The organism is Actinoplanes sp. NPDC051494 (assembly GCF_044454705.1).
Lineage (GTDB): Bacteria > Actinomycetota > Actinomycetes > Mycobacteriales > Micromonosporaceae > Actinoplanes.
In genome coordinates, this window is sequence record NZ_JBITDZ010000004.1 from 512,115 (window position 1) to 520,640 (window position 8,526).

Genomic DNA, 8,526 nt, shown 5'->3' on the forward strand with positions numbered 1-8,526 from the left:
GCGGCACACCGGCCGGCGTACCGGAGACCGCCACGATCAGGTTGACCGTCCCAGCGGCTACGCTGTGTCATCAGCACTGGGAAGGAACACGTTGCAGATGATTACCGTGCAGGAGTTCGCCCGTCGCCTCAGCAGTCTCGGGGCCGAGACATTCGGCGACGACGACGTGGTGGATCTGGCGACCGCCGCCGAGGTGCGCATCAACCCCGACGTCGGGGTCGACGCCACGGCGGCACAGCGGCTGCTGGATCACCTGTCGCCGGCGTCGCCGGTCACCGGAGCCCAGCTCGTGGCTCCGGAGTGGCCGCCGACCTCCGCCCGACCGCCCGCGGCACCGCCGATGGTGTTCTCCAACCCCGGCGCCGTCGACGGCCCGTCCGAGCAGCCGGTCCGGGCCCGTGGCGGCGGCCAGAAGCGCACCGGGCGCCGTCCCGACTCGCGGCGCTCCGGCCGGTGATCAGTACTCCTTCTTGATCACGAAGTAGGACCCACGGATCGTGCCGGCCAGCTTCGACTTCTGCCGGGCGAACTTGAACGCGGCGAGCTCCGGCGGCACCTCCATCCCGTCGGACAGCTTGAACCCGACCGCCCGCTTCCCGCCGTCGTCGACGGTGTACATCACGTTGATCGACAGACCGCTCTCGTAGAAGACGTACGCCATCCGGATGTTCTCGACCTGGAAAGCCGTCGCCTCGAGCGGCCGCGAGGAGATCGTGATGTCCCGTTCCGCGGCCAGGATGCGGCTCACCCACTCGACGGCCGGGCCGGCCTCGGCGGCGGGCTCGACCGTGAAGACGTGGTCGTACTTGTTCTTGAAGTAGCGGGCCTCGTTCGCCCGCAGGCCGGCGAGCGCGTCCGCGACCGGTGACGACTCCAGACCGACGGTCGACACCTGATCAAAAGCGACGATCAATGACATACAACCGATCCCTCCGTACGCGTTCCGGGGCCCCTTCGGAGCGTGTCACACCCGAGGTCCGGAGCGGGTGAACATCGCGGCCAGCGCGGTGTCCGAGGCGTGCAGGGCGTCGCGGTCGAAGGTGCTGCCGGCCGCGACGAGTTCGGCGGCCCCGGTGCGCTCGATCAGCTCGGCGAGACGCCGCTGGACCTGGTCCGGGGTGCCGGTGATCGCCGCGGCGACGGTCCGGTCGAGATACTGCTGCTGGCGCGGGGTCCGTGCCGCGGCCCGGGCCGCGGCCACCGGTTCGAGCGGCGGGAACACCCCGGTGGTGCGGCCCTGGGCCATCGCCCACGCCTCGGGCAGCAGCAGGTCGGCGGCTTCCGCGGCGGTGTCCGCCACCAGCACGTCGAGGCTGACCGCCACCCACGGCTCGGCCTGCGACGCGGAGGGCTCGAAGGCGCGCCGGTAACCGGCCAGGGCCTCGGCACCGTCCGCGCCCAGCAGCGGGCCGCCCACGATCACCGGCAGGCCGAGCCGAGCCGCGATCGTCAGGCCGGTTCCGGTGGCCAGGACGTACATGGGGACGGGTCCCTCCGGCCGGGGGTGCGGGGTGATCTCCGCCGTACCGGACAGGAAAGCACGCAGCTCGGCGAGGTCCGCGGCGAAATCGCCGTCGGTCTGCCGCAACGCCCGGCGCACCGGCGCGGTGAAGCCGGGCGAACGGCCCAGCCCGAGGTCGACGCGGCCCGGCGCGAACGCGGTCAGCGTGGCGAACTGCTCGGCGATGACGAGCGGCTGGTGGTGCGGCAGCATCACCCCGGCCGAACCGAGCCGGATCACCGAGGTGGCACCGGCGACGGCGGTCAGCAGCACGGCCGGGGCGGCGCCCGCGATCCCGGGCACGCCGTGGTGCTCCGCGACCCAGAACCGGTGGTATCCGAGCTGCTCAGCATGCCTCGCGCGGGCCACGGTGCCCCGCAGCGCGGCACTGTCGGTCTCGCCGGTCCGGGTGCGCGACCGGTCCAGCAACGAAAGTCGGATCACGCAGGTGCCAGCGTCCGTACCGCCGCATCTTGTTCCCGGGGTCTACTCTCCAGTCGTCGCGGCGATACGGACCCGTCGCGGCGTTGAGACCGAGCAACCCAGGAGGGTGCAGTGGCGGATCAGCCACCGAGGCAACCTGGTCCCCCGGAGGCGGCGAAGGCCGTTCCCGCGGACCCGGCCACAGACGTTCCCGCAGTCCCCCACCTGCTGGTCATGCCACCCACCGACGCCCTGCCGTCGCTGGTCTGGCCGGGTGCCGACGGAGAGACGGCCTGGGCGATCCCGGTCCAGATCCCGTCCGGTACGCGGGGATTCGCCGTTTTCCTACCCATGGTTCCGGTCTCCCCCGACCCGACCGCGGCCACCCCAGCCGGCACCACCCCAGCTGTCACCGCTCCAGCCGGCACCACCCCAGCCGCCACCGAACCGGCTGCCACCACCGCGCCGGCCGCAGTCACCCCGGCACGCACGGCCACCGCACCACCCGCCGCCACTCCGGCGCCGCCCTCCACTCCGACGCCGCCCGCCACCGCGACGCCGCCCGCCACCGCGACGCCGCCCGCTGCTCCGGCGTCCCCCGCCAAGCCTGCATCGCCCGCCACTGCAGCGATGCCCGCCACTACGGCAGCGCCCGCCACCCCGGCGTCCCCCGCCACCCCAGCGCCCGCCGCCGGCACGGCATCGCCTGCCACTACGGCAGCGCCTGCCACTACGGCAGCGCCCGCCACTGCAGCGGCGCCCTCCGGGAGCGCCGCACCGGCATCGCGGGAGCAGCAGTCGCCGCCGCAGCAGCGGCCGATGCCGCCGGCCCAGCGGCCTCATCCCGAGCGGCCCCTCACGCGCCCGCCCGGCACGTACGAGCCGCGGCCGACCGCGTGGCAGACGTTCCGCAAGAAGAACTGGCCCGGCCCCAAGAAGCCGCAGGGATGGGCCGTCCCGGCCGGTGTGCTCGCCGGCATCCTCGCCTTCCTGATCTTCCTGCCGCTGGACCGGGTCGGCATCGGCTGGTTCCTCGCCTGGCTGACGCTGACGGCGGGCGTCGCGTTCGCCGTCAGCAAGTCCGCCGGCCTGCCGCGGGCCGAGCGGCTGATCCGGGCCGGCTGGGCCGCCTCGGCGCTCGCCCTGATGCTCGTCCCGGCGTTCCGCAACGCGTGGTGGCTGGTGACGTTCAGCGTGCTGGGTGCGATCGGCTGCACCGCGCTGGCGATTGTCGGTGGCCGGCAGGTCAGGTCGATCCTGTTCAGCCTGGTGGCCGCCCCGTACGCCGCGCTCGCCGGCATCCCGTGGGTCCGTAGGCACCTGAAGACGGGCCGCAACCCCGGGGTCGGCCGGCGGATCTTCTTCTCGGTCGCGCTCACCGCCGTGGTGCTGCTCGTCTTCGGCGCGCTGCTGTCGTCCGCCGACGTCGCGTTCTCCCGGCTGCTGGACGACGCCGTTCCCGATCTCGGCCTCGGCTCGATCTTCCGGTGGATCTTCCTGGCCGTGGCCGGTGGCCTGCTCGCGGTCTCCGGCATCTACACCCTGGCCGCGCCACCGGCGACGGCCGGCCTGGACACCGAGGGCCGGGGGCGGCTGGGCCTGATCGAATGGGCTCCGGCCGGCGCCGCGCTGGTGCTGCTCTTCGGCGGTTTCGTGGCGGTGCAGTTCACCGTGCTGTTCGGCGGGAGCCGGCACGTGCTGGAGACCTCCGGGCTCAGCTACTCGCAGTACGCCCGGAGCGGCTTCTGGCAGCTGGTCGCGGTCACGCTGCTGTCGCTGGCACTGATCGCGAGCCTGGCCCGCTGGGCGAAGCGGGACCAGCCGCTGGAACGGCTGCTGCTGCGCGTACTGCTGGGCCTGCTCTGTGCTCTGAGCGTGGTCATCGTGGCGTCCGCGCTGTCGCGGATGTGGCAGTACCAGCGGGTCTACAGCTTCACCGGTGAGCGGATCTTCGTGATGGCGTCCGAGCTGCTGCTCGGCGTGATCTTCGTGCTGATCACGGTCGCCGGCCTCAAATGGCAGGGCCGCTGGATCCCGGCGACCACCGTCGGCCTCGCCGTGCTGATGCTGCTCGGTCTCGCCGTCCTCAACCCCGAGGGCTACGTGGCCAGCCGCAACGCGGCCCGTTACCAGGGCTCCGGCAAGATCGACGCCTGGTATCTGCGGGCCCTGTCCGCCGACGCGACCCCGGCCCTGACAGAACTGCCCGATCCGGTACGCCGGTGCACGCTCAGCTGGATCGCCGAGGACCTCAAGGAACCCGATCCCTGGTACACCTGGAACCTCGGCCGGCAACGGGCCCGCGACGCCCTCGACAAGCTGGGCCCGGCGGCGATCGGCAGCCAGAAGGACTGCCGGGCCGCCGACGAGTTCGACCTGCCCAAGACCCGCCGCTGAGTGCTGGTGCTCCGGTCCCCGGCCGGAGCACCAGCGCGCCCGGCCGCGGTCAGCGGGACTCGTCGACCTGGATGACGGTCTTGCCCCGGAGGTCACCGGCGGCGGCCCGGGTGTGCACCGTGGCCAGGGCGGCCAGCGGCACCCGCTCGGCCACGTCGACGCGCAGCTCGCCGGCGTCGACCAGCGCGGTCAGCCGGGACAGCTGGTCGGCGTCGCCGCGGACGAACATGTTGATGCCGCGGACGCCGCGCTCGTCGTCGCTGGGCGCGGGCATCCACACCGTGGTGTTCACCAGCACGCCGCCGGAGCGGATCCAGGTGAGCATTGCGGCGAGGCGTTCCGGCTCGACCGGCGCCAGGTTGAGCACGACGTCGACCGGCTCGGTCACGCCGGCGACGTCGTGGCCGGTGACCTCGTCGGCGCCGGCCGCCTTGACCTGGGCGCCGCTGCCCGGCCCGGCCACCCCGATCACGTACGCCCCGGCGTTCTTGGCGAGTTGTACGGCGTAGCCGCCGACCGCTCCGCCCGCGCCGTTGATCAGCACGCGCTGCCCGGCGGTGAGCCCGGCGTGCTCGAACAGGGCCTGCCACGCGGTCAGGGCAGCCACCGGCAGCGCGGCCGCGTCGGTCAGCGGGATGCTCTCCGGCGCCGGCGCCAGGATCTCGGCCGGGGCCAGCACGTACTCGGACGAGGCGCCGTCGTCGGTCATCGGCAGGAAGCCGACGACGCGGTCACCGGTGGCGAGGCCGGTCACGCCGTCGCCCACCGCGTCGACCGTGCCGGCGACGTCGCGGCCCGGGGTGTGCGGCAGGCGTACCGGCATCGGGCCCTGCATGAACCCGGCGCGGACGTTGCCGTCGACACCGTTGAACGACGTCCCGGCAACGCGGATCCGCACCTGCCCGGCGCCGGGGACAGGCTGCTCGACGTCCTCGTAGCGCAGGACGGTCGGGTCGCCGTACTCGTGGAATCGCATGGCCTTCATGGTGTTGCCTCCCTGATTGACGCTTCGAACTCGAAGCACTTTTTGAATGTAGGCCTGCTTTGAATTCGAAGCAATAGGAGGCGGTGTGACGTGGCCTACAGCACGTTCACGAGGCCGAACTGGTCCCTGATCCCGGCGAGGAAGGCGGCGTCACCGGAGGCCCGCCGGGCGTCGAGCATCCGGATCCCGTCGGCGCCGGCCTCGTACCGGAGCTGGTCGGTGCCATCGGTCACTGCGGTGAACACGGTCTCGGCGATGTGGGCGGGGGCCGAGCCCTCGGCCGTCAGCGGACCGAGCACGTCGAGGACCTTGCCGATGGTCGGCTGGTAGTCGGGGATCGCCGGCTCGTTGCTGAAGTCGAGCGACCGGCCGCCGAAGTCGGTGCGGATACCGCCGGGCTCGACCAGCTTCACCCGGACACCGACCGTGCCCAGTTCGTAGGCGAGTGACTCGGAAAGCCCCTCCACCGCGAACTTCGCGCCGTGATAGAGCGTGCCGAGCGGGAACGCCATCCGGCCGCCGATCGACGAGATGTTGACGATGACCCCGGACCGCTGCTCCCGGAAGTAGGGCAACACCGCCTGGGTCGTCGCCAGCAGACCGAAGACGTTGACCTCGAACTGGCGCCGGATCTTCGCCATCGGCGTCGACTCCAGCGGACCGTACGCCCCGTAGCCCGCGTTGTTGACCAGCGCGTCGAGACGCCCGAAGCGTTCCAGACCATCGCGTACGGCCGCGGTGACGGACCCGGCGTCCTCGACGTCGAGCCGGGTGACGAGCGTGTTGTCCAACCGGGTCAGCTCGGTCTCGGCCGCCGGGTCGCGCATGGTGGCGACGACGTTCCAGCCCCTGGCGTGGAAGAGTTCGGCGGTGGCCCGGCCCAGGCCGCTGGAGGTTCCGGTGATGAGGACTGTCTGTGTCATGGATCCATCGTCGGCCCGGCCACGGCCGATCCCTAGACCGTTCAGCGCGGTCCGATGCCTGATCCGCTCACGGCCGGGACGTCCGCGCCGGGTGCCATAATCGCGGTCGTGGACGTCATGACCGAGCTGCGTGAGCTGATCCCCCGGCTGCACGGGACGGCCCCGCGGGGAAGCTGGCTGCCCGGCTCGCTGGTGTCGGCCGCGACCGCCGGGTCGGAGCCGTACTGCTCACACCTCGAGCCGATGGTCGCCGTCGTGGTGGCCGGCGAGAAGCGCATGGCTCTCGCCGGCACCGAGTTCCGTTACGGCGCCGGCGAGTACCTGGTCTTCTCGATGGAACTGGCGGTCACCGCCCGGATCACCCGGGCCGACCCGTTCCTCGCGGCCGGGATACGGCTGCGCCCCGAGCTGGTCGCCGAGCTGCTGCTCGAAGCACCCGAGCCGGCGACCCGGGACGCACCCGGCCCGGCCGCCGGGGTCGCCGCCGCGGACGACGACCTGCTCGGCGCGATCCTGCGGCTGCTGCGCCTGGTCGAACGGCCGCGGGACTTCGCGATCCTGTCCGCCGGCATCGAGCGGGAGATCCACTGGCGGCTGCTCACCGGACCGCTGGGCGCCCTGGTCCGGCAGGTCGGCCGCGCCGACGAGCGGTTCACCATCGCCCGGCGCGCCGCCCGATGGCTCGAGGACCACTTCGACCGGGCCATCCGCGTCGAGGACCTGGCCCGCCACGCCGGCGTCAGCGTCGCCACGCTCAATCGGCACTTCCGGGCGGCCACCACGATGAGCCCGGTGCAGTACCAGAAACAGCTGCGCCTGCAGGAGGCCCGGATCCGGCTCACCGCCGCACCCGGGGACGTGGCCGGGGTCGGTCACGCGGTCGGCTACGAGAGCCCGTCGCAGTTCAGCCGCGAATACCGCCGCCTGTTCGGCGTCCCACCCGGCGAGGACGTCCGCCGAGCTCTGGCAATCCTCCCGGCCGACCGGCAGCTGCCGATGGGCACTGCATGAAGCGCGTCGCCATCCGGATCGAGGCCGGCGGCACGACCGGGACTACCGGCCGGTGAACCTGGAGAGACTGCGCCGTGCTGCCTGGGCCTGAGACGCACGGCGCCGCCCCACGAGGACGGTTACTACGATGCCGGCCAGTACAGCGAACGCGGTGGCGCCCGCGAAGCTCATAGCTGCTCATCGCGCACCTCGATGGGATCGGGGGACCGTCCGCGCACGTGGCCCGGCGGCTCGTTGCCTGCGCTCCTGCCCACCACATCGGCTGCTGACCATGGAATCCCCCGACGGATGACTCACTCATGCAGGGGCATGGTCTCCGCTCATCACCTTGTCCTGCATCGCGGCGGACACACAGCAACGAGATGCTCGGTCCCCTCCAAGCTACGTCAACCTCCCGTACTCGATCCAGGCCCGCGCACTTCTGCCACCGTGCGGCCGGATATCGAGTTGCCGCCGGACAGGCACGACGGCCTCCCGCCAGAGGATGGTCGTGCCTGCCCGGCCCGGACAACGCCCAGCGGGCAGGTCCGCGCGGTTCCTCCATAGTGTTCCCCGCCCCGGCAGCGTTCACCCGGACCTGCTGTCCGGTGTACCCCCCGACGTCACCCGCGGATTCCGTGACCGCGAGAGCGGACAGCACGGATGCCGCACAGACCACCTATGAGCGGCCCCGGGATGTGGGGCCTCGACCTCCGAGGCTCAGCGGTCGGATCGGCACCGGAGGCGTCGTCCTGGGGTCCAGTGACCGGCGTCGCCCGGATCATGTGCGGGCGTCCGTCCGGTCGCACCCGTTCTCACCGCGCCCGGCGCCAGGCCGATGGTTCTTCCCTTCACGTCGACCTCTCTTCACATCGACGATGATTGAGCATCCGGAACGGTGGGTATGAGGACGTCGGCGGAAAACCCGCATCTGAACGGAGAAAAATCATGCTGGCTCTCGGACTCATCCTCCTGCTGCTGGGTTACCTTCTGCACGTGTCGATCCTCTACACGGTCGGCGTCATCCTCCTGGTGATCGGCGCGGTGCTGTGGATTCTGGGCGCCGTGGGCCGTCCGGTCGGTGGTCGGAAAGTCTGGTTCTGACCCATCTTCCTGTAAAAAGGCAGCCGGCGTGCCGGCTGCCTTTTTGCTGCGCGGTATCGGGCCTGCTGTCGGCGCCCTTCACGGCGACAGCAGGCCCGTCGAGCTAGATGTGATGTCCGGTGAGGTTGGTCAACCGTGTGATGGGTGGCAGGCCGCCGATGGCGGTGTGGGGTCGGTGATGGTTGTAATCGTGCAGGAAGGCC

Annotated in this window: 8 protein-coding genes; 4 read left to right on the forward strand and 4 right to left on the reverse strand. The window is 71.8% G+C overall.

Going from position 1 to position 8,526, the window contains the following annotated elements:
• The first annotated feature begins 97 nt into the window (after window positions 1-97).
• A complete protein-coding gene (locus ACIA6A_RS19040; protein WP_396098988.1) occupies window positions 98-457 on the forward strand; it encodes a hypothetical protein in 360 nt (119 codons plus the stop codon).
• On the opposite strand, the gene ACIA6A_RS19045 is transcribed toward ACIA6A_RS19040, so the two are convergent.
• Together ACIA6A_RS19045 and ACIA6A_RS19050 are read right to left on the reverse strand one after the other, a co-directional pair.
• Window positions 458-919 carry a phage tail protein gene (locus ACIA6A_RS19045; protein WP_396098989.1) on the reverse strand — a complete coding sequence of 154 codons (462 nt, stop codon included), beginning with the start codon at window positions 917-919 and terminating at the stop codon, window positions 458-460. It abuts the gene before it with no gap.
• A gap of 45 nt (window positions 920-964) precedes the next feature.
• Window positions 965-1,945: an MsnO8 family LLM class oxidoreductase gene (locus tag ACIA6A_RS19050; protein WP_396098990.1), complete on the reverse strand. Its 981-nt coding sequence runs from the start codon at window positions 1,943-1,945 to the stop codon at window positions 965-967.
• Window positions 1,946-2,743: 798 nt separating this feature from the next.
• On the opposite strand from ACIA6A_RS19050, the gene ACIA6A_RS19055 reads away from it, so the two are divergent.
• Window positions 2,744-4,321, forward strand: a complete 1,578-nt coding sequence (locus ACIA6A_RS19055; protein ID WP_396098991.1) for a DUF4153 domain-containing protein — start codon at window positions 2,744-2,746, stop codon at window positions 4,319-4,321.
• Window positions 4,322-4,370: 49 nt separating this feature from the next.
• On the opposite strand, the gene ACIA6A_RS19060 is transcribed toward ACIA6A_RS19055, so the two are convergent.
• Complete coding sequence (locus ACIA6A_RS19060) at window positions 4,371-5,306, reverse strand: NADP-dependent oxidoreductase (RefSeq protein WP_396098992.1); 936 nt, start codon at window positions 5,304-5,306, stop codon at window positions 4,371-4,373.
• 95 nt (window positions 5,307-5,401) lie between these two features.
• Window positions 5,402-6,229 (reverse strand): SDR family oxidoreductase, encoded by an 828-nt coding sequence (locus tag ACIA6A_RS19065; protein ID WP_396098993.1) that lies wholly within the window; start codon window positions 6,227-6,229, stop codon window positions 5,402-5,404.
• A gap of 117 nt (window positions 6,230-6,346) precedes the next feature.
• Between ACIA6A_RS19065 and ACIA6A_RS19070 the strand changes: the two genes are divergently transcribed.
• Window positions 6,347-7,240, forward strand: a complete 894-nt coding sequence (locus ACIA6A_RS19070; protein WP_396099014.1) for an AraC family transcriptional regulator N-terminal domain-containing protein — start codon at window positions 6,347-6,349, stop codon at window positions 7,238-7,240.
• Between the two features lie 927 nt (window positions 7,241-8,167).
• Window positions 8,168-8,323: a hypothetical protein gene (locus ACIA6A_RS19075; RefSeq protein WP_396098994.1), complete on the forward strand. Its 156-nt coding sequence runs from the start codon at window positions 8,168-8,170 to the stop codon at window positions 8,321-8,323.
• The last annotated feature ends 203 nt before the right edge of the window (window positions 8,324-8,526 follow it).